The following is a 19,727-nucleotide window of genomic DNA, read 5'->3' on the forward strand; positions in this document are numbered from 1 at the left end:
AGTGTCGAACTTGGTATGGCGGGTACAATAAGTCAAACATGTGACAGCTCTGTTACATCTGTAACAAAACAAAAAGGGGAGTCCTAAGACTCCCCTCGATGACTCAGGTCGGGTGCGTAATGCTTACAGACCCAGATCCTTCATCTGCTTTTCAACAACCTTGGCCGGCAGCGGGATGTAGCCGTCTTTCACGACCACTTCCTGACCGATCTTGGACAGTACCAGCTTCAGAAACTCACGCTCCAGCGGCTGCAGGTCCTGACCCGGCTTCTTGTTGATGTAAACGTACAGAGAACGTGCCAGCGGGTACTTGCCAGCGATGGCGTTTTCCGGAGTCGGCTCTACGAAGTCAGTACCTTTCTTGGACAGCGGCAGGGCACGAACAGACGCAGTCTTGTAACCGATGCCGGAGTAGCCCAGAGCGTTAACGGAAGTAGAAACAGACTGAACAACAGAAGCAGAACCCGGCTGTTCGTTTACGCTGTTTTTGAAGTCACCTTTACACAGAGCGACTTTCTTGAAGTAGCCGTAAGTGCCGGATACAGAGTTACGACCGAACAGCTGGATGCTCTGGTCAGCCAGAGAACCGCTTACACCCAGATCGCTCCACTTGTTGGCATCAGCAGCAGCGCCACACTTGCGAGTAGAGGAGAATACAGCGTCAACCTGGTCGATGCTCATACCCTTGATCGGGTTGTCCTTGTGTGCGAACACAGCCAGGGCATCGATGGCAACGGCAACCGGAGTCGGCTTGTAACCGTATTTCTTCTCGAAGGATTCGATTTCCTTGTCCTTCATCTTACGGCTCATCGGACCGATGTTGGAGGTGCCTTCGGTCAGAGCGGGCGGCGCAGTAGAAGAACCGGCAGCCTGGATCTGGATGTTGACGTTCGGGTAGTTACGCTTGAACTCTTCAGCCCACAACGTCATCAGGTTGGCCAGAGTGTCGGAGCCAACGCTGGACAGGTTACCGGATACACCAGAAGCTTTCTGGTAAGTCGGCAGGTTCGGGTCCAGCAGGTCACTTGCCTGAGCGGTGAAGCAGGTGGCAGTCATGGCCACTGCAGCAAACAGCTTTTTCATCGGTTTCATCATCGGCTCCTGGTTAGGAATCGGGTTAGTGATTTGACATGCCTGCACTATAGGGGTGGTTTATGACGGAAAAGTGACAATGGGCGAATGAGTTTGACGGATTTGTCCAGATTAGGAGACGGCTGCGATTGGGTTCGACCTAGGTATTATGTGCGATGCACAATCGGGGTATCATTTACCCTGAATAACCCAATGCACACGTGACAAGTGGCAGAGTAACCAGAAGAGATCAGTCACAATGACAATAAATGATGATCAGGTTCGGCAGCCGGAGGGTGAGCTGAGTCTGCAGCTTCCGGCCGGTCAGCAGGCCGTTAACATGTTTGGCGACGTATACGGTGGCTGGGTGGCATCCCAGCTGGTACTGGCCTGTGAAATCCGTGCCGGACAGGAAGCAGAAGGCCGTGTGGCGACCGTATCGGTGGGGCCGATGAGCTTCATGTCACCGGTGATGCAGGGCACGATACTGAGCTTTTACACCCAGGTGGTTGAGCGCGGTCACAGCTCGCTGCGTATTCAGGTGGAAGCCTGGGGGCGCTGCCCGGATGGACAGGCGCCGCGCAAGGTGAGCCGCACCGAATGTGTGCAGGTGGCCATCGATCCTCAGGGCCGGATTCGCGCCTTGCCAAGGCAGAATTGAGCGAGTGCGGGACTTGCCTGCACTCGCCCAGCGGCAACTGCTTTGCCTTACAGCAGTGCCCAGGCGCCGCCGGCAATCACGGCGGTCATCATGATGTTCAGCACGACACCGGCACGCATCATCTCGCGCTGTGGCAGGTAGCCCGAGCCATAAACGATGGCGTTGGGCGGTGTTGCCACCGGCAACATGAAGGCGCAGGACGCGGCAATGGCAATCACCACGGCCATGATATCCTGTGGCAGGCCCATGCTGCCGGCAATACCGACAAAGATGGGCACCAGCAGGGCGCTGCTGGCCGTGTTGCTGGCAATCTCGGTCAGCATCACCACGAAGGCCGCCACGACCAGCAGGAAGAGGGGGGCCGAGGCGCCCGCCATCAGTTCACTGAGGCCTCCGGCCAGGAACGCGCTGGCGCCGGTTGCCTTGAGCATGGCCGACAGGGTCAGGCCGCCGCCGAACAGCAGCAACACACCCCAGTCTGCCGACTTCTCGATCTGTTTCCAGTTTACCAGTTGCAGCATGCACAGCAGCAGGATGGCGTTGAGCGCGATAATCGAATCCAGCCCCTTGCTGATACCGAGCAGGCCTGCCAACGGTTTGCTGAACAGCCACATGGCCACGGTCAGTGCGAACACGCCCAGCGTCAGCCACTGCTGTGTATTCAGCGGGTCATGACGATGCACTTCCCGGAAACGGTGGCTCAGGTCCGGCTTGCACAGGAAATACAGCGCCACAATCATCAGCGGCAGTGACAGGATCACCGTGGGGATGCCGAATTTGAGCCAGTCGGTAAAGCTCAGGCCCACTTCCGCGGCGGCAATGGCGTTGGGCGGTGAGCCGACCAGGGTGCCGATGCCGCCAATGTTGGCGGAGTAGGCCACACCGAGCAGCACAAACCAGTAAGTGCGCTGGTTGTCCTCATAGGGCAGCTGGCGCAGCAGGCCAAGTGCCAGCGGCAGCATCATCGCGGTGGTTGCGGTATTGGAAATCCACATGGATAACCCGGCCGCGGTCAGGAACAGCAGCAGGGCCGCTGCACCCAGGTGGCCTCGGGCCAGACGGACCACATGGCCGGCAATGTATTTATCCAGGCCCTGTGCATTGAGTGCCGCAGCCAGGCCAAAGCCGCCGAGGAACAGGAAAATAATCGGGTTGGCGAAGTTTTTCAGTGCATCGGCGACGCCGAAAACGCCGGTCACCACGGTCAGTACCGGCACCAATAGCGCAGTGACCGTGATGTTAAACGTCTCGGTCATCCACAAAATGGCAATTACAGCCAGTATGGCCAGGCCTGTGCGCAGTTCGGCTTCCAGTGGTGCCAGAAACCAGATACCGGCAGCGCTGAGGACTGCCAGCAGAAAAGTGATCCACTTGCCGGACATCTATCTCTCCCAGGGCGAGTTTGAAAAGCGCGAATTCTACACTCGCAAGTGCGAACGGACTACTTTAGTCGTAGCGATTTATTCAGTGTAGCCAGAGAGAGGGCTGAGCACCTTGAGGTGACGGCAAATGGCGAGGGAAAAATCGGCCGGTGATGGGCTCACCGGCCGGTGGTGTAACGAGGGCAGGATCAGTCCAGCTGATCCAGATCGCGCACGGCGCCCTTGTCAGCCGAGGTGGCCAGCTTGGCGTAGGCTTTGAGCGCAGCGGATACCTTGCGCGGACGTTCCTGAGCCGGCTTCCAGCCCAACTTGTCCTGTTCGGCACGGCGCTTGGCCAGCTCTTCGTCGGATACCAGCACTTCAATGGTGCGGTTGGGGATGTCGATACGGATCCGGTCGCCATGCTGGACCAGACCGATAGCACCACCCGCAGCCGCTTCCGGAGAGACGTGGCCGATGGACAGGCCGGATGTACCGCCGGAGAAGCGACCGTCGGTCAGCAGCGCACACTCTTTGCCCAGCCCCTTGGATTTCAGGTAGGAGGTCGGGTACAGCATTTCCTGCATGCCCGGGCCGCCTTTCGGGCCTTCGTAACGGATGATCACGACTTCACCGGATTTTACCTGATCGTCGAGGATCTGTTTGACGGCATCGTCCTGGGACTCAACCACGTGTGCCGGGCCTTCGAATACCAGAATGGACTCGTCCACGCCGGCGGTTTTGACGACGCAGCCATCCAGAGCGATATTGCCGTGCAGAACGGCCAGACCACCTTCCAGAGAGAAAGCGTGTTCGATGGAGCGGATACAGCCGTGCTCGCGGTCACCGTCCAGCGTCGGCCAGCGGGTCGACTGGCTGAAGGCGGTCTGGGTCGGGATTCCGGCCGGACCGGCCTTGTAGAACTCGATCACCTCGGGCGTCGGGTTGCGCATGATATCCCACTGGTCCAGCGCTTCTTTCATGGTCGCTGTGTGGACGGTCGGGACATCGGTGTGCAGTTTGCCGGCACGGTCCAGCTCGCCCAGAATCGCCATGATGCCACCGGCGCGGTGTACATCTTCGATGTGGTATTTCTGTGTATTCGGCGCCACCTTGCACAGCTGGGGTACAACGCGGGAGAGGCGGTCGATATCCTTCATGGTGAAGTCGATTTCCGCTTCCTGGGCGATGGCCAGCAGGTGCAGGATGGTGTTGGTGGAACCGCCCATGGCGATATCCAGCGTCATGGCGTTCTCGAATGCCTTCAGGCCCACGGCACGGGGCAGGATGCGCTCGTCGTTGCCTTCGTAATACTTCTTGGCCAGCTCAACGATGGTGCGGCCGGCACGCAGGAACAGCTGTTTGCGATCCGAGTGGGTGGCGACCACGGTACCGTTGCCCGGCAGGGCCAGACCCAGGGCTTCGGCCAGGCAGTTCATGGAGTTGGCGGTGAACATGCCGGAGCAGGAACCACAGGTGGGGCAGGCAGAGCGCTCGACGGCGTCGACCTGTTCGTCAGACGCATTGGGGTCTGCGGCCAGTACCATGGCATCGACCAGATCCAGCTTGTGCTCGGCCAACTTGGTTTTGCCCGCTTCCATCGGCCCGCCGGTTACAAAAATAACAGGGATATTCAAGCGCATGGCGGCCATCAGCATCCCCGGAGTGATCTTGTCACAGTTGGAGATACACACCAGTGCATCGGCACAGTGGGCGTTGACCATGTACTCCACGGAGTCGGCGATGATGTCACGGCTTGGCAGCGAGTAGAGCATGCCGTCGTGGCCCATGGCGATACCGTCATCCACGGCGATGGTGTTGAATTCCTTGGCGACGCCGCCTGCCGCTTCAATTTCGCGTGCGACCAGTTGACCCATGTCCTTCAGGTGTACGTGGCCCGGTACGAACTGGGTGAAGGAGTTGGCAACGGCGATGATCGGCTTGTGGAAATCGTCGTCCTTCATGCCGGTGGCGCGCCACAGGGCGCGGGCACCTGCCATGTTACGGCCGGCGGTAGAGGTCTTGGAACGATACTCTGGCATGGGGCTCCCCTCGGAATTCGGGTTTTTCAAATAAGCCCGAGTATATCAGATAAAGTCCTGTCGCCGAGGGGCGCTGAAGGCTGTCGCGATCAACTACACTGGAAGGCATGAACAGGCTGGAAAAGGAGTCTCACAATGCGTGTCGGTATCCCCAAAGAGATCAAGAACCATGAATACCGGGTCGGCATGACCCCCATGGGCGTGCGTGAGCTGGTCGAGCAGGGGCATCAGGTCCAGGTCGAGCAGAATGCGGGGGCTGCTGCCGGTTTTGCCGACAGTGCCTATGAGCAGGCTGGCGCCGTGCTGGTGGATGATCCGCGTGCCGTCTTCTCCTGGGCCGATCTGATTGTAAAGGTCAAGGAGCCACAGCTGAGTGAATGTGCCTGGCTCAGTGCTGACCAGGTGTTGTTCACCTACCTGCATCTGGCAGCCGATCGGCCCCAGACCGATGCTCTGCTGGCCAGCGGCTGTACCGCCATCGCCTATGAAACCGTGCAGGATGCGCATGGCGGCCTGCCGCTGCTGGCACCCATGAGCGAGGTGGCCGGACGCATGGCCGTGCAGGCCGGTGCCCACTGCCTGGAAAAGGCCCGCGGTGGTCGCGGTGTGCTGTTGGGCGGCGTCCCGGGTGTGAGTCCCGGACGGGTGTTGATCATTGGCGGCGGTGTGGTCGGTGAAAACGCGGCGCGCATCGCTCTGGGCATGGGCGCGCAGGTCTGTTTGCTGGACAAGTCGATCCCGCGTCTGAAACAGCTGGATGAACAGTTCGATGGCAGGTTGGTGACGCTCTATTCCACCCAGGAAAATATTGAGCAGCAGCTTTCGCAGTCGGATCTGGTGATAGGTGCCGTGCTGCTCCCGGGTGCAGCAGCGCCGAAACTGGTGACGCGCAAAATGCTGGCGGTGATGGCACCGGGCGCGGTGCTGGTGGATGTAGCGATTGACCAGGGCGGTTGCTTCGAGACGAGCCATGCCACCACGCATGCCGACCCAGTGTTCGAGGTGGACGGAATTGTCCACTATTGTGTTGCCAACATGCCGGGTGCGGTGGCGCGGACATCGACGCTGGCACTGACCAATGCTACTTTGCCCTACATTGAGCGACTGGCGGAGGATGGCTGGCGCCGTGCGCTGCAGGATGTACCCGGCTTTTTGTCCGGTCTGAATGTGCACTCCGGCCGTATTACCTGTGCCGGCGTGGCACGGGCCTTTGATCTGCCGCATGCAGACCCGTTGAAGGAGCTCGGCGGTGCTTGATTGCACCCTTCGACCACTCTAAGCTCGGCAACCATATAAGGAGATTCTGATGCAACAGAAGGCAAATATCCACTCAGACCCCTGGCTCAGGCGCTGCATGAAGCTGGGCATTCCGCTGGCCATTCTCTGCGTGCTCAGCCTGTGGCTGGGGCAGACGATGGGCAGTCCGGCACTGGGATGGATTTTTGTCCTGACACTGCCGCCGGTGCTGTTGCTGGGACTTACCTACAACCTGCGTTACCTCCTGCTGTGGCAGCGTGCCCGGCAGTCTGACTCACGTTAATCACCGAAAGCGAGGGAGCTCTCTTATGGAACAGAATATCGGTATTTTGGATCAGCTGGTACGTGTACTCATCGGTCTGGTGTTCATTATTATGATCTACTTCGGGCCGCAGACCTGGTGGGGGCTGATTGGCGTGCCCATCATTGCGATCGCCATCTCGGGGACCTGCCCGCTGTACAGCCTGCTGGGATTCCGCACCTGTCGCCGTTGTGACTGAATTCAGACAGTATTCATGCCCGGCGCTATAGCATCGCGCTAATTTAAACCCCCTGTGCCTCTGACCGGCAGGGGGACAGGACAAGGACGTCTTTTATAATGGAGATCAATCAGGTGTCTGTGCGTACGCCTCGTATCATTTTCGGTTGCTGCGGCATCTGCAGTCTGCTGGCTGGCCTGGCCTGGGCCGATGTGGATAACCTGGCCCCACCGGCAGCCGGTACGAGTGCTCTCAAGGGGAGCGGCGTTAATCTGGTACAGGCGTCCGAAATCGCCCGCGAGCAGCTGGGTGGCGAAGTCATTCGCGCCGAGTTGACCCGTTTTCAGGGTGGGCGTGTCTATAAGGTGCGCCTGCTGGAACAAGGGCGCGTGCGAGATGTCTTGATTGATGCTGCCAACGGAACCCTGTTGCAGCCTGAACAGCCGGAGCAAGCTGAATGAAAGCGTTGATTGTTGAAGATGATGCCGATCTGCGGCGCCAGCTCAAGCAGATGCTTGAGCAGAAAGGTTACACCGTCGAAGAGACCGAGAGTGGCCGTGAGGCCAGCTATCTGGGTGAAGAATACGAATATGATGTGGCATTGGTGGATATTGGCCTGCCGGAAGTGTCTGGCCTCGACGTAATCCGTCACTGGCGTGAAGCGGGCATCAGCCTGCCGGTGCTGATTCTGACTGCCCGTGGCGACTGGCAGGATAAGGTTGAAGGCCTGGAAGCCGGTGCCGACGATTACCTGGCCAAGCCGTTCCACAGCGAAGAGCTGATGGCACGTCTGAATGCTCTGGTACGCCGTGCTTCCGGGCATGCCAGCCCGGTGCTGAAGTTTGGCCCGCTGGAACTGGACACCAGTGCACGTGTGGTGACCTTGAATGATGAAGAGGTCCGCCTCACCAGCTACGAGTACCGTACGCTGGAATATCTGATGCTGAATGCGGGCAAAACCATTTCCAAGGCCGAATTGACCGAGCATCTGTATCATCAGGACTATGACCGCGACAGCAACGTATTGGAAGTTTTCGTGCGTCGCCTGCGTCAAAAGATCGATCCTGAGCAGACACTGCAGCCGATCAAAACAGTGCGCGGCCTGGGTTACCGCTTTGCGCTGGAGGCGGCTGCCTGAGCGTGTCTGAAACCGCCGTTCCGCTTTCCCTGCGTGGCCGACTCCTGCGGGCGTCGGCCATTATTTTGCCGCTGGTGATTGTGTTGGCGGGCCTGGCCCTGCTCAAGGCGTTCAACTCCAGCCTGGAAAACGCCGAAGCGTCTCAGGCCCGGTTGCAGGTCTATCTGCTGCTGGGTGCGATCGAAGTCGACAGCGAAGGTCGCATGAACCTGCCTGATCATCTGCTGGATCCGGGCTTCAGCCGTGTCAGTTCCGGCGTTTATGGGTTCATCCATGGTCAGGACGGCAGCCTGTTCTGGCGTTCCCGTTCCAGTCAAACCCTTCCTCCCGAATTGGTGCAGCGCCTGCCCAGTCGAGCCCTGCAGCCGGGACAATCCCTGTTCAGCCACCTGCCGGAGCAAAAGCTCTACCTGTTTCAGTACCCGGTGGTCTGGGAAAGCGGCAGCGGAGAAACACGTTTCCTGATCTCGGTCTTGCGCAGCGATGAACAGGTGCGTAACGAAATGAAAACCTTCAGCCTGCAGTTGTTGGGCTGGCTCAGCGGTATCTGTCTGGTGGCGTTGTTGGCGCAGTATTACATCATGCGCTGGGGCCTGAGGCCGCTGGATCTGCTGGCCAATGATCTCAAACGCATCGAGGCTGGTGATGCTGAAAGCCTGGAAGGGCGTTACCCGGTGGAAGTACAGGATGTCACCTCAGGCCTGAACCGGTTGCTGGAGACCGAGCGGCGTCAGCGTGAGCGTTACCGCAATACCCTTGGAGACCTGGCGCACAGCCTGAAAACCCCGTTGGCGGTGATTCGTGGTGCGGGTATTGAGCCTCAGGATGAGCAGGAATACCGCCAGCAGGTTGAAGAACAGGCCTTGCGCATGCAGCAGATCGTGCAGTACCAGCTGGCGCGCGCCGTGAAAAGTCAGGGCCAGAATCTGGCGCGGGCGATACCGGTTCAGCCGGTAGTTGAGCGTCTGCTGGGGGTTATGGCCAAGGTTTATGCCGACACGCCCCGTGAAGTATTCAAACAGCTGGAGCCGGGCATCGGCTTCAGTGGCGATGAGCGCGACCTGATGGAGCTGCTGGGCAACCTGATTGATAACGCCTACAAGTATGGCTTTCGCCGTGTAGGTGTCACGGGGCGCCTGGAAGGGGACGAGCTGATTCTTGAAATCAGTGATGATGGCAGCGGTGTGGCTCCGGAACAGCGCCAGGTGATTCTGGAGCGTGGTGCCCGTCTGGACACCCAGCAGCCCGGCCAGGGCATAGGTCTGGCCGTGGCGGTGGATATTATCAGCAGTTACGATGGTGCGCTGGAAGTGCGGGAATCGCGTTGGCAGGGCGCCTGTTTTCGCCTGACCCTGCCGGGGGCTCCGCTCAACCTAAAGACTTGATGAACACCTTGGAGTTACGCTGCAGATTGTACAGCGCCTGCTTGCCGGCGGGCAGACGGTCCTTGTCGGCGGCATTGAAGCCTCGCTCCACAAACCAGTGGGCGGTACGGGTGGTCAGCACGAACAACTGGTCCAGCCCCAGCGCCTGAGCCTGATCTTCAATGGCATCCAGCAGGCGGTCACCCCGCTGGCCGCCCCGATAGCTGTTATCGATGGCCACACAGGCCAACTCGCCGATCCGCTCTTCACTGAAGGGATAGAGGGCAGCACAACCGATAATGGCACCATCGCGTTCTACCACCGTAAACCGCTCGATCTCCGCTTCCAGCAGTTCGCGGGAGCGACGTACCAGTACCCCTTTCTCTTCCAGTGGCGCAATCAGTTCCAGAATCCCGCCCACATCCTCGATACTGGCCTGGCGGACCTGCTCATAGGAGTGGCTGATCACCATGGTGCCCTGACCGTCGCGGGTGAACAGCTCGTTCAGCAGGGCGCCGTCTTCGCTGTAGCTGATCAAATGGCAGCGGTTAACGCCCTGCTCACAGGCGGTTGCAGCGGACTCCAGCAGGTTGGCGGTTTCGGTGAATGGCAGTTCCGGGTCGTCGATTTGGGCGTGGTACTGCTGCACCAGGCGCCTTGCGGTCTGGGCCAGCAGTTCGCTGCGCAGCTCTCCACGGCTATCAAGAATCCCGCTGTTGGCACCCAGCAGGATCAACTTGTCGGCCTTCAGAGCGATAGCCGCCTGGGTGGCCACCTCTTCTACCGGCAGGTTGAACACCTCGCCGGTAGGCGAAAAGCCCAGGTTGGACAGAAGCACGATCTGGTTCAGATCCAGCATGCGGCGGATGCCGTCATGGTCGATGCGGCGCAGCTCGCCGGTGTGACCCATGTCGACCCCGTCCAGCACTCCTACTGGCCGTGCAGTAACAAAGTTGCCGCTGCACACTCGGATACGAGCACCATGCATGGGGGTGTTGGCCAGTCCCATGGACAGGCGGGCTTCGATATCGGTGCGCAGACAGCCTACGGCTTCAATCACGCAGTCGAGTATCTCCGGTGTGGTAATCCTCAGGTCGTGGTGCAGGCGGGTTTCCAGGCCGCGTGCCTGCAGGCGCTGTTCTGCCTGAGGGCGAGCCCCATGCACCAGTACCAGACGTACGCCCAGACTGTTGAGCAGGGCAATGTCGTGCACGATATTGGCGAAGTTGTCGTCGGCAATGGCTTCACCGCTCAGCATCAGCACAAAGGTCTTGCCCCGATGTGCATTGATGTAGGGTGACGAGTGACGGAACCAGTTGACGTAATTGGTGGAGGCGTTGGTGGCGCTCAAGGTCGACTCCCGATCGGGCTTAGCATCAACCTGCATTGTGCAATCTTTGGCGCGGCGGGTCCATGTCCGTGGACGGCCCGCAATGCGGGCCGTCCATTCGGATCAGGAGAACATGCCCTTGAGCATGAAGAAGAACATGATGGCCAGAATGGCACCGGCCGGCAGGGTCACGATCCAGGACACGAAAATGGTGCCCACAACCTTGAGGTTCAGGGCTGCCAGGCCACGGGCCAGGCCCACACCCAATACAGCACCCACCAGGGTATGTGTAGTGGAGATCGGCAGGCCTGTGCCTGATGCCACGACAACGGTGGTCGCGGCTGCCAGCGTTGCGGCAAAGCCACGGCTGGGCGTCAGCTCGGTGATGTTCTGACCGACCGTCGCGATTACCTTGTGGCCATACATCACCAGACCGGCAACGATACCGCCGCCGCCAAGCAGCAGAATCCAGGCCGGCATGGCGCTCTTCTGAGCCACTTCACCACCGGAGCTGACAACACCGACAATAGCTGCCAGCGGGCCAACAGCGTTGGCGACATCGTTGGAGCCGTGGGCAAAAGCCATGGCACAGGCGGTGAACAGCATCAGAACACCGAACACCTTTTCCACGCTGGTGAAGTGGAAGTCACGGTCAGCACTGGGGTCGATCTGGATCTTGCGCTGCATCATCACGCCCAGGCCCATGGTGAAGAGGCCAAAGATGACGGAGATGCCGGCGCTCTGGAACCAGCTCAGGTGCAGGCCGATATGCTTGAGGCCCTTGGTAAAGGTCACCATGGCGATAATGAAGCCCACCAGGAAGATGTAGTAGGGCACATAACGCTTGGCGTTGGTAAAGGGGTCTTCGGTATCCAGGATCAGTTTCTGAACGCTCCTGAACAGGAAGAAGGCGATAAACCCTGCCGTCACGGGTGAAACCACCCAGCTGGCAACGATGGTGCCCACCTTGGTCCAGTGCACCGCATCCATGGAGATACCCACGGCCGCGAAGCCGACAATAGCACCGACAATAGAGTGCGTAGTGGATACTGGCCAGCCGAAGTGAGTGGCCACTAGCAGCCAGATGCCCGCAGCCAGAAGAGCTGCCATCATGCCGTAGACAAGAAGCTCGGGGTTGGCCGTGAGTAACGAAGGTTCAATTATGCCTTTACGGATGGTTGAGGTAACCGCTCCGCCCGCCAGATAGGCGCCGGCAAATTCAAACAGGATGGCGATGATGATCGCCTGTTTCAGGGTCAGTGCGCGGGAGCCGACCGAGGTTCCCATGGCGTTGGCCACGTCGTTGGCACCTACACCCCAGGCCATAAAGAAGCCGAAGACGCAGGCCATGATGATCATGATGTGGCCGTACTGAGCAATGATATCCATGCAATGTAACCTTGTTCAGTCTGTTTAACGGGCAAGCAGCTGCTGCAGACGGTTGCCGACCTGCTGCGACAGGTTGGCCAGATCGCCAACCCACTGAATGATCTGGTACAGGAACATGACATCGATCGAGTAGAGGTCACGTTCTACTGCAAATAGGGAGGAACGCAGCTGACGCTCATGGGTATCAGCGTCGTGTTCCAGCTCGTCCAGTTCGGTGATCAGACGCTCGACGATATCGACTTCGTGGCCACGGAAACCGGCATTCAGCAGTTCATCCAGCTCGTTGAGCGCGCTGACGGCCTGCTCACTGGCTTTCAGTGCCGTGCGCAGCAGATTCAGCAGTCCTGCCTGAATCGGCTCGGGGATCTGCATCTGGCGACCCAGCATCAGACCGGAAATATCCTTGGCGCGGTTGGCCAGTTTGTCCTGCAGGCGCAGCATCTCGAGCAGATCGGTACGCGGCACCGGCAAGAACAGGCTGGCGGGCAGGCGCTGGCGAATATCACGCTTGAGGTCGTCTGCCTCATGTTCAAATGTAGTGATGCGCTGTTGAGCGGCCTCGGCGGCCTCCCAGTCATCGGCAATCACGGCTTCAAAAAACGGAATCAGTTCAGCGGCGCCTGCCTGCGCCTTGACGATGTGCTCCTGCATCGGCTTGAACGGAGATCGTGCAAACATTTGCAGAATCGGACTGTTGACCATGGAAATCTCGTAGCAGGTTGGCTAAAAAACAGGCGCAAGTATACGTGCTGATGTCATGGATCTGTAGTCGTATCGTCATAAAAAATACCCATGGCTGATGTCCGTCAGCTCACATCCTTGGGTAGACTGGTACAAAGCAAGCTGGGAGGTGCATACGATGGCGACTGAAACCGAATTGAAACTACGACTGGACAGCGAGGATGTCGCGGCACTCCGGCAGCATCCACTGCTGCAGCAGGCAGACCACCGGGCGCCCCAGACCCTGTTCAACACCTATTACGACACCCCCGCACTGGATCTGGCCAGGGCACGTGTTGCCCTGCGCATTCGACGTCAGGGTGAGCGCTTTATCCAGACCCTGAAAACCCGCGGGCAAAGCATCAATGGTTTGCATCAGCGTGGTGAGTGGGAGTGGGATCTTGATGCGGCGCAGCTGGATCCGACCCGACTGAGTGCCGAGATCTGGCCCACAGCGCTGCCAGCGGCGGCCGAGTTGTCGCTGCTACCGGTCTTTACCACCGACTTTGAACGTGAGATCTGGTTGCTGGACTACGCAGATGCTCATATTGAAGTTGCCCTGGATCGAGGCGCAGTGCTGTATTCGGGTGAGGGTGTACAACTGGAAGACCCGATCATGGAACTGGAGCTGGAACTTAAGTCCGGGGACGCGAATGCTCTGCTCAAGCTGGCCGATGCCCTGACATCAGAATTGCCCCTGCACCCCTTCGACCTGAGCAAGGCTCAGCGTGGCTACGCCTTGTTTCGGCAAGCCCAGGCAACCACCGAGGATAGCGAATGACTTTGATGGCAAGCGTTCTGGCAGAGGTGCCGGAGCAACTGAATGACCTTCTGCAGCGTAATCTGGCCAAAATCGAGACCGCTCTGGCTGAAGTAACGCTCTCCGAAGCCCAGCAACAGCAGTTGGTGCGTACGCTTATTGGCAGCGACTTTGTCGCGACCCAGCTGCAGGCCCATCCGGAGTGGCTGCACGACCTGCTGGCCACGGGCGATCTGGCCAATGACTATGAAGAGGCAACCTATGCCGAGCGACTGACTCAGCGCCTGTCCGGTGTGGATGATGAAAAGGTTCTGCACCGGGAGCTGCGCCAGTTTCGTCAGCGCGAAATGGTGCGACTGGTCTGGCGTGACCTCAACCGCCTGACGGACATGCGTGGCACCACCCGTGAACTGTCCTGGTTTGCCGATGCCTGTATCGATGCCGCGCTGGAGTGGCTGTATCAGCAGGCGTGTCAGCGCTGGGGCACGCCGCATTCACGACCGGATGCCGATGGCAAGCGCCACCCGCAACGCATGGTGGTGCTGGGCATGGGCAAGTTGGGTGCCCATGAGCTGAACCTGTCATCCGATATCGATCTGATCTTTTCATTCCCCGCCAATGGCGAGACCGATGGCGAGCGCAAGAACCTGGATAACCAGGACTTCTTTATCCGCCTGGGACAAAAACTGGTGCAGGCGCTGGATAACCAGACCATCGATGGCTTTGTGTTCCGCGTGGACATGCGCCTGCGCCCCTTCGGCTCAGCCGGCCCCCTGGCGTGCAGCTTTGCCGCGATGGAGGGCTACTATCAGGACCAGGGCCGTGAGTGGGAACGCTACGCCATGATCAAGGCACGGGTGGTAGCGGGTGACAAGGCGGCGGGCGCCGAGCTGATCAGTCTGCTGCGACCCTTTGTGTATCGCAAGTACATCGACTTCAGTGCCTTTGAATCCCTGCGCGACATGAAGGCGATGATCAACCGTGAAGTGCGACGCAAGGGTTTGACCCAGAACGTTAAGTTGGGTGCTGGCGGCATTCGTGAAGTGGAGTTCATCGCGCAGGCGTTCCAGCTGATTCGTGGTGGTCGTGATGCCGAGCTGCAGCAACGGGAACTGCTCAACATTCTGCCGCAGCTGCCGGAAAAAGTGGGTATGCCTGAAGATGCGGTTACCGAGCTGGTCGATGCCTATACCCTGCTGCGCAATGTCGAGCACGGCATTCAGGCCATTGCCGACAAACAGACCCAGGAACTGCCGGGCGATGACGAAGGCCGTGCCCGCCTGGCGTTTGCCCAGGGAGAGGCAAGCTGGGATGCGCTGGCAACGGCTCTGGATCAGCACCGCCAGAATGTTTCGCGACATTTTGCCGATGTGATCGCACCCGCGGATGAAGGCGAAGAGCAGGACGATGATCTGCGCTCCGAATGGCTAACGCTCTGGCATGGCCTGATGGACGATGAAGATGCCATCGGCTTCCTGCAAGAACAGGGCTATGATCAGGCGCCTGAGGCACTCAAGGCGCTGCAGGACCTCAAGTCGTTGCGCACGGTGCAGATGCTGCAGCAGGTTGCCATGGAGCGACTGGAAGCGGTACTGCCATTGCTGCTGACGGCAGCAGGGCAGGTCGACAATGCCGCAATCACGTTGGAGCGGGTGCTGGTACTGGTGCAGGCGGTGCTGCGGCGCTCTGCCTACTTTGTGCTGCTCAGTGAAAACCCTGCCGCGCTGCAGCAGCTGGTGCGGCTTTGTTCCGCCAGTGCCTGGTTCGCCGAGCAGCTGTCAAAACAGCCGGTATTGCTGGATGAACTGATCGATCCGCGCACGCTCTATGCACCGCCCAACCAGGAAACCCTGAGGGCTGAATTGCGGCTGCAGCTGCTGCGCATACCGGAAGATGATATCGAGCAGCTGATGGAAACCCTGCGCTACTTCAAGCATGCGCACATGCTCAAGGTGGCAGCTTCCGACATCACTGGCGTGCTGCCGCTGATGAAAGTGAGCGATTACCTCACCTGGCTGGCCGAGGTGGTGCTGGAAGCGGTGCTGGAGATCGCCTGGCGTAACCTCACCGAGAAGCACGGTGTGCCGCAGAAAGCGCCGGGTGTGCCCTGCGACCCGGACTTCGTGATTGTCGGTTATGGCAAGGTGGGGGGCATCGAACTGTCCTACGGTTCGGATCTGGATCTGGTCTTCCTGCACGACGCTTCACCCAACCTGGAAACCGATGGCGACCGCTCTATCGGCAACAGTGTCTTCTTCAACCGCCTGGGCCAGCGCATTATCCATATCCTCAACACCTTTACGCCCTCCGGCATGTTGTACGAGGTGGATATGCGCCTGCGGCCTTCCGGAAACTCCGGCCTGTTGGTCAGCTCGCTGAAAGCCTTTGATGACTATCAGCAGAAGGACGCCTGGACCTGGGAGCATCAGGCGCTGGTCCGTGCCCGAGTGGTGGCCGGCAGTCCGGCACTGGCAGAGCGATTCGAGCAGTTGCGCCAGTCCATACTCTCGGCGCCTCGTGATGAAGCAAAACTGCGTGAAGACGTAGTGGAAATGCGCGAGAAGATGCGTCAACACCTGGGCTCCAAGGCGACAGGGGGCACCGAAGATCGTGTCTTCCACCTGAAGCAGGATCGAGGCGGCATCGTTGATATCGAGTTCATGGTGCAGTACCTGGTGCTGCGTCACGCGCAGGATAAGCCCGAGCTGCTGCGCTGGACCGACAACATCCGCATTTTGGACAGTATCGAAGCCGAAGAGCTGCTGTCGGCGGAGGAGGCAGAGCTGCTGCGCGAAGCCTACAAGGCCTACCGCGCAGCAGGCCACCGCTTGAGCCTGCAGAACCAGTCCGGTGTGCTGGGGGATGAAGAGATGACCGAGTATCGCCGTGGTGTGGCCGAGATCTGGCAACGTGTGATGCTGGACTGAGGTGAGCAAACGCCAGACGCAAAAAAGCCGACCTGAGGGTCGGCTTTTTTAATCGGTAAAAGGCGTGGAGTTAAATGGTTTCCAGCCAGCCGTGCTTATCGTCTGCCTTACCCCACTGGATATTGTTCAGTGCGGTGCGCAGCTTGACGGTGGTTTCACCGATGCCGCCATTGCCGACCTGATATTCCTGGCCGTTGTGGATCAGGGTGCCCACGGAGGTCAGTACCGCCGCGGTACCGGACAGTGCTGCTTCACAGCCCGGACGTGCACTGCGCTCAAGCAGCTCATCGATGGTCAGCTCGCGTTCCTGAACATCCATGCCCATGTCGCGGGCCAGGGTCAGGATGGAGTCACGGGTAACCCCGTGCAGGAAGCTGGAATCCAGCGCCTTGGTGATCACTTCGTTACCATCGATCAGCAGGAAGTTGGCAGCGCCGGTTTCCTGCACATCACCGCCCGGGCAGAACAGAACCTGGTCGGCCTGGTGCTCCGCGCGGGCTTTCATGATCGGCTGCAGTGCGCTGGCGTAGTTGCCACCGGACTTGACCATGCCCATGTGCGGCGGGCAGCGCATGCCCTTGTCGTCCAGCAGGACGCGCAGAGGCTTGTCACCACCGGTGAAGTAATCGCCCACCGGTGACAGCAATACGTACAGGCAAGAGGTCAGTGAAGGTACGGCCGCCTTGCCGATAATCGGCTCGGTACCGATATGGGTCGGGCGGATGTACATGGAACCCGGAGGCGCCGGCACTTCGCTCTTGAAGCGGGTGAGGATGTCACGGGTCATGGCTTCCAGCATGTCTTCGTCAAAAGACGGCAGGGCCAGCAGCTCTGAACTCTGGGCCAGACGGCGGATATTGCGGTCCATGCGGAATACCTTCACCGAACCGTCTTCGTGGCGGAAGGCTTTCAGGCCTTCAAAACAGGTGCTGGAGTAGTGCAGCACATGGGCGCCGGGGTGCAGCTGCAGGCTGTCGCTGGGGACCACTTCCGGCTCGCTCCACTGAGAACCATCAAACCAGGTGATTGCCATCTCGGGCATGAAAACGGAACCAAAAGCAGACATAAAACCTTCCTAACAAACTGGATAGAAACAGGCCGGTGGGCGACGCACAAAGCTCCCAGGCGCGGTGCATCCCTAGATTGTATGCTTTCGCCCGAAAAATGGAATTGCCCAGAAGATAAATACTGTTGCGAACTTCGTAGCAGTTGTTCGGCAATGATACCATAGCGCCTTCAGGGGTCAGAAGTTGCAGGTGGGAAACGCCGGGTGAACAGTGAAGCAGAACCGCTTGATATCTGGATAGTCAGTGATGGCAAACCGGGTCATCTGAACCAGTCACGTGGGCTGGCGGAAGCGATAGCCCGCCATCGCCCGGTCCGTATCACCGAGCAGGCACCCATGGGGCGTTTTGAAGCCTGGCGTCTGTGCTTTGGTATGGGCGTGCCGCAACTGGATGAGCGCCCGGCGCTGATCATCGGTGCCGGCCATGCGACCCACATGACACTGCTGGCTTTGCGCCGTCTGCACCGTGCCCCCGCCGTGGTGCTGATGAAACCCTCGATTCCGATGGGATTCTTCGATCTTTGCCTGATCCCTGAGCATGATCAGCCGCCACAACGCCCCAATATCCTGCCCACTCGCGGTGCACTGAATCGCATGCGACCGGGTGACAAGGTCGCCAACAGCGGTGTCATGCTAATCGGTGGCCCTTCTAAACATTTCAGCTGGAATGAATCCCGCGTGCTTGAACAGGTAGAAGCCTTGCTGCAACAGGTGTCTGCCGATTGGACGGTCGGTTCATCCCGGCGCACCCCCGAGAGTACCGAGCAGGCGCTGGCTACATTGGCAGGCGAACGTTTTGTCCCTGCAGCCAATACCGGCCCCGACTGGCTGCCACAGCAGCTGGCGCGTACAGAAACCTGCTGGGTGACTCAGGACAGCGCTTCCATGGTGTATGAGGCGCTGACAGCCGGATGCAAGGTGGGGGTGTTGACGCTGGATGAACAGGCCGATAACCGTATCAGCCGTGGCGTAGATACCTTGCGGGAACAAGGTATCGTCAGTGCCGCGCCGGATTGGCAGCTGGAGGCTATCACCTCGACCGCAGCCGACTTCAATGAAGCGGAGCGCTGTGCCGAGGTGATCCTGAAGAAAGGCTGGCTGGGCAGCGACTAGCTTCGGCTCAGCAGCTCGCGATAGAGCTCATCATAGGCGCTGACGATGTGCTGCTTGCTGTAACCCTTGGCGTACACCTCTGCTGCACCCTCCACCAATTTAGTGCGCAGCTCGTTACTGTCCAATACCGAGCGAATCGCCTGCGTCAGTGCCTTGGCATCATCAATGGGGGTCAGCAGGCCGCTTTCGCCGTCGGTGATCACTTCTCCCGGCCCCTGAGAGCGGGTTGCCACAATCGGGCAACGGTGTGCCCAGGATTCCATCACTATCGATCCCAGTCCTTCATGACGAGACGGACAGACAAACAAATCCGCCGTGCGCATCAGCGCGGTCACATCGCTACGCCAGCCGAGGAAACGGACGCGCTCGTCCAGTCCCAGCTGATGACACAACTGCTTCAATGATTGCTCTTCCGGACCAGACCCGGCAAGCCAGAGAATGGCGTCGGGAATCTCGGTCAGACTCTGCAGCAGCACATCAAAGCCCTTGTTTACGTGCAGACGGCCTGCTGCCAGGATCAGCGGGCGGTCCGTGGGGGTGTTGAAGCTGTCACGGGGCAGGGGCTCAACGTCGCGCTCATCGGCAAAGTTGGGAATATGGAACACGCGATCCGCCGGGAAGCCGCCGTCGATCATATGCTGGCAGATACCCTTGCTGATGCCGACCCAGTAGTCCGAGTGCTGGTAATACTTGAGCTTGTAGTAGTGGCCCAGGCGGTTGATCAGAATGTAGTCGTCCGAGTTGGGTGTGTAGCCGCTGGCGCGGTTCATCCAGGTCATGACGATATCCGGTGCAAAGGCCTTGAGTTCACTGCGAAAGCGCAGGCGATCGGGCAGGTCCAGCGGCGATCCGAAACGGTAGCCCTGGGTATCAACACCTGCCTGGGTGAGGGCATCGATGCGGTCCTGGTGGTTACGGATAAACGCCCGTACCTGCATATTGTCCAGCTCGTTCAGGCCCGCCACCATACGGACAAAAAAGTTCTCCGCGCCGCCCTGGGCAGCGCCGGCCAGTACTTGTGCTACGCGCATTTTGGAATCGGTCATCTG

The 19,727-nt window shown here is 59.3% G+C and carries 18 protein-coding genes; 10 read left to right on the forward strand and 8 right to left on the reverse strand.

The window, feature by feature from the left end; all coding sequences use genetic code 11:
- Positions 1-123 precede the first annotated feature (123 nt).
- Positions 124-1,092 (reverse strand): PstS family phosphate ABC transporter substrate-binding protein, encoded by a 969-nt coding sequence (locus O3C79_RS02370; RefSeq protein ID WP_010324546.1) that lies wholly within the window; start codon positions 1,090-1,092, stop codon positions 124-126.
- A gap of 238 nt (positions 1,093-1,330) precedes the next feature.
- On the opposite strand from O3C79_RS02370, the gene O3C79_RS02375 reads away from it, so the two are divergent.
- Positions 1,331-1,732 carry an acyl-CoA thioesterase gene (locus O3C79_RS02375; RefSeq protein ID WP_494384648.1) on the forward strand — a complete coding sequence of 134 codons (402 nt, stop codon included), beginning with the start codon at positions 1,331-1,333 and terminating at the stop codon, positions 1,730-1,732.
- A gap of 47 nt (positions 1,733-1,779) precedes the next feature.
- On the opposite strand, the gene O3C79_RS02380 is transcribed toward O3C79_RS02375, so the two are convergent.
- Entirely contained in the window at positions 1,780-3,114 is a 1,335-nt protein-coding gene (locus O3C79_RS02380) for an SLC13 family permease (protein ID WP_494384649.1), read from the reverse strand.
- Between the two features lie 188 nt (positions 3,115-3,302).
- Complete coding sequence (gene ilvD, locus O3C79_RS02385) at positions 3,303-5,135, reverse strand: dihydroxy-acid dehydratase (RefSeq protein WP_494384650.1); 1,833 nt, start codon at positions 5,133-5,135, stop codon at positions 3,303-3,305.
- A gap of 135 nt (positions 5,136-5,270) precedes the next feature.
- Here ilvD and ald point away from each other — a divergent pair, with 135 nt between their 5' ends.
- The 6 genes from ald (at position 5,271) to O3C79_RS02415 (ending at position 9,394) form a co-directional block, all read left to right on the forward strand.
- Positions 5,271-6,392, forward strand: a complete 1,122-nt coding sequence (ald, locus tag O3C79_RS02390; protein WP_494384651.1) for an alanine dehydrogenase — start codon at positions 5,271-5,273, stop codon at positions 6,390-6,392.
- A 49-nt stretch (positions 6,393-6,441) separates the two neighbouring features.
- Entirely contained in the window at positions 6,442-6,675 is a 234-nt protein-coding gene (locus tag O3C79_RS02395) for a hypothetical protein (RefSeq protein WP_494384652.1), read from the forward strand.
- 25 nt (positions 6,676-6,700) lie between these two features.
- Entirely contained in the window at positions 6,701-6,892 is a 192-nt protein-coding gene (locus tag O3C79_RS02400; RefSeq protein WP_010324540.1) for a YgaP family membrane protein, read from the forward strand.
- A 98-nt stretch (positions 6,893-6,990) separates the two neighbouring features.
- Entirely contained in the window at positions 6,991-7,332 is a 342-nt protein-coding gene (locus tag O3C79_RS02405) for a PepSY domain-containing protein (RefSeq protein WP_494384653.1), read from the forward strand.
- A complete protein-coding gene (locus O3C79_RS02410) occupies positions 7,329-8,009 on the forward strand; it encodes a response regulator transcription factor (protein WP_494384654.1) in 681 nt (226 codons plus the stop codon). The genes O3C79_RS02405 and O3C79_RS02410 overlap by 4 nt, the downstream gene beginning before the upstream one ends.
- A gap of 2 nt (positions 8,010-8,011) precedes the next feature.
- Positions 8,012-9,394: an ATP-binding protein gene (locus tag O3C79_RS02415; RefSeq protein WP_494384655.1), complete on the forward strand. Its 1,383-nt coding sequence runs from the start codon at positions 8,012-8,014 to the stop codon at positions 9,392-9,394.
- On the opposite strand, the gene argA is transcribed toward O3C79_RS02415, so the two are convergent.
- From argA to O3C79_RS02430, 3 genes are all read right to left on the reverse strand, one after another.
- Positions 9,378-10,760, reverse strand: coding sequence for an amino-acid N-acetyltransferase (gene argA, locus O3C79_RS02420; protein WP_076462978.1), 1,383 nt, complete (start codon positions 10,758-10,760; stop codon positions 9,378-9,380). The genes O3C79_RS02415 and argA overlap by 17 nt on opposite strands.
- A 66-nt stretch (positions 10,761-10,826) precedes the next feature.
- Positions 10,827-12,092: an inorganic phosphate transporter gene (locus tag O3C79_RS02425; protein WP_010324535.1), complete on the reverse strand. Its 1,266-nt coding sequence runs from the start codon at positions 12,090-12,092 to the stop codon at positions 10,827-10,829.
- A 24-nt stretch (positions 12,093-12,116) separates the two neighbouring features.
- The gene (locus O3C79_RS02430; RefSeq protein WP_494384656.1) at positions 12,117-12,794 is read right to left on the reverse strand and encodes a TIGR00153 family protein; all 678 of its coding nucleotides are present in this window, start codon (positions 12,792-12,794) and stop codon (positions 12,117-12,119) included.
- Positions 12,795-12,951: 157 nt separating this feature from the next.
- Here O3C79_RS02430 and O3C79_RS02435 point away from each other — a divergent pair, with 157 nt between their 5' ends.
- Together O3C79_RS02435 and glnE are read left to right on the forward strand one after the other, a co-directional pair.
- Entirely contained in the window at positions 12,952-13,593 is a 642-nt protein-coding gene (locus O3C79_RS02435; RefSeq protein WP_494384657.1) for a CYTH domain-containing protein, read from the forward strand.
- On the forward strand, positions 13,590-16,499 hold the full coding sequence (gene glnE, locus O3C79_RS02440) for a bifunctional [glutamate--ammonia ligase]-adenylyl-L-tyrosine phosphorylase/[glutamate--ammonia-ligase] adenylyltransferase (RefSeq protein ID WP_494384658.1): 2,910 nt from the start codon (positions 13,590-13,592) through the stop codon (positions 16,497-16,499). Before O3C79_RS02435 ends, glnE begins: the two co-directional genes overlap by 4 nt.
- Before the next feature lie 70 nt (positions 16,500-16,569).
- Here glnE and O3C79_RS02445 read toward each other — a convergent pair whose 3' ends face one another.
- Positions 16,570-17,565, reverse strand: a complete 996-nt coding sequence (locus O3C79_RS02445) for a branched-chain amino acid aminotransferase (RefSeq protein WP_010324531.1) — start codon at positions 17,563-17,565, stop codon at positions 16,570-16,572.
- Between the two features lie 204 nt (positions 17,566-17,769).
- Here O3C79_RS02445 and O3C79_RS02450 point away from each other — a divergent pair, with 204 nt between their 5' ends.
- On the forward strand, positions 17,770-18,678 hold the full coding sequence (locus O3C79_RS02450) for a mitochondrial fission ELM1 family protein (RefSeq protein WP_076462981.1): 909 nt from the start codon (positions 17,770-17,772) through the stop codon (positions 18,676-18,678).
- Here O3C79_RS02450 and O3C79_RS02455 read toward each other — a convergent pair.
- Positions 18,675-19,724, reverse strand: coding sequence for a glycosyltransferase (locus O3C79_RS02455; RefSeq protein WP_494384659.1), 1,050 nt, complete (start codon positions 19,722-19,724; stop codon positions 18,675-18,677). The genes O3C79_RS02450 and O3C79_RS02455 overlap by 4 nt on opposite strands.
- Positions 19,725-19,727 lie beyond the last annotated feature (3 nt).

It is taken from the genome of Marinobacterium sp. NO-S09, from assembly GCF_059179545.1.

Coding starts and splice junctions, on each gene's coding strand:
- O3C79_RS02370 (WP_010324546.1), bottom strand. CDS start 1,092: ATGAAACCGATGAAAAAGCTGTTTGCTGCAGTGGCCATGACTGCCACC.
- O3C79_RS02375 (WP_494384648.1), top strand. CDS start 1,331: ATGACAATAAATGATGATCAGGTTCGGCAGCCGGAGGGTGAGCTGAGT.
- O3C79_RS02380 (WP_494384649.1), bottom strand. CDS start 3,114: ATGTCCGGCAAGTGGATCACTTTTCTGCTGGCAGTCCTCAGCGCTGCC.
- ilvD (WP_494384650.1), bottom strand. CDS start 5,135: ATGCCAGAGTATCGTTCCAAGACCTCTACCGCCGGCCGTAACATGGCA.
- ald (WP_494384651.1), top strand. CDS start 5,271: ATGCGTGTCGGTATCCCCAAAGAGATCAAGAACCATGAATACCGGGTC.
- O3C79_RS02395 (WP_494384652.1), top strand. CDS start 6,442: ATGCAACAGAAGGCAAATATCCACTCAGACCCCTGGCTCAGGCGCTGC.
- O3C79_RS02400 (WP_010324540.1), top strand. CDS start 6,701: ATGGAACAGAATATCGGTATTTTGGATCAGCTGGTACGTGTACTCATC.
- O3C79_RS02405 (WP_494384653.1), top strand. CDS start 6,991: ATGGAGATCAATCAGGTGTCTGTGCGTACGCCTCGTATCATTTTCGGT.
- O3C79_RS02410 (WP_494384654.1), top strand. CDS start 7,329: ATGAAAGCGTTGATTGTTGAAGATGATGCCGATCTGCGGCGCCAGCTC.
- argA (WP_076462978.1), bottom strand. CDS start 10,760: ATGCAGGTTGATGCTAAGCCCGATCGGGAGTCGACCTTGAGCGCCACC.
- O3C79_RS02425 (WP_010324535.1), bottom strand. CDS start 12,092: ATGGATATCATTGCTCAGTACGGCCACATCATGATCATCATGGCCTGC.
- O3C79_RS02430 (WP_494384656.1), bottom strand. CDS start 12,794: ATGGTCAACAGTCCGATTCTGCAAATGTTTGCACGATCTCCGTTCAAG.
- O3C79_RS02435 (WP_494384657.1), top strand. CDS start 12,952: ATGGCGACTGAAACCGAATTGAAACTACGACTGGACAGCGAGGATGTC.
- glnE (WP_494384658.1), top strand. CDS start 13,590: ATGACTTTGATGGCAAGCGTTCTGGCAGAGGTGCCGGAGCAACTGAAT.
- O3C79_RS02445 (WP_010324531.1), bottom strand. CDS start 17,565: ATGTCTGCTTTTGGTTCCGTTTTCATGCCCGAGATGGCAATCACCTGG.
- O3C79_RS02455 (WP_494384659.1), bottom strand. CDS start 19,724: ATGACCGATTCCAAAATGCGCGTAGCACAAGTACTGGCCGGCGCTGCC.